This window comes from Proteus sp. fly-1067 (genome assembly GCF_040139345.1).
Lineage (GTDB): Bacteria > Pseudomonadota > Gammaproteobacteria > Enterobacterales > Enterobacteriaceae > Proteus > Proteus vulgaris_B.
In genome coordinates, this window is record NZ_JBEEUL010000066.1 from 1 (window position 1) to 281 (window position 281).

Here is a 281-nt window from a genome sequence, read left to right on the forward strand (position 1 = left end):
CGTCTTTCGCCCACATACCTTCATTGGTGACAACTAATGAATTACCCACAATTTTCTCTGCACGATAATTTCTAGCCCATTGATCACCAGCAGGAGCAACCCACTCCCCGATAAACATCGCAACAATCACCAGAGGGATCGCGGTTTTCATCACCGAAAGCGCAATTTGTAAACGTGTGAAGCCAGAAGCTTGCATCACGACCAATTCACTGCGCGACGCTAATGCACCTAGTCCTAGCAAAGCACCTAACAAAGCGGCCATCGGGAAGAAGATATCAATA

General features: G+C 47.3%; 1 protein-coding gene. It reads right to left on the minus strand.

The features are described 5' to 3' along the window. A partial coding sequence (locus tag ABN217_RS19125; protein WP_349459834.1) for an LptF/LptG family permease occupies positions 1 to 281 on the minus strand: 281 nt, incomplete at both ends.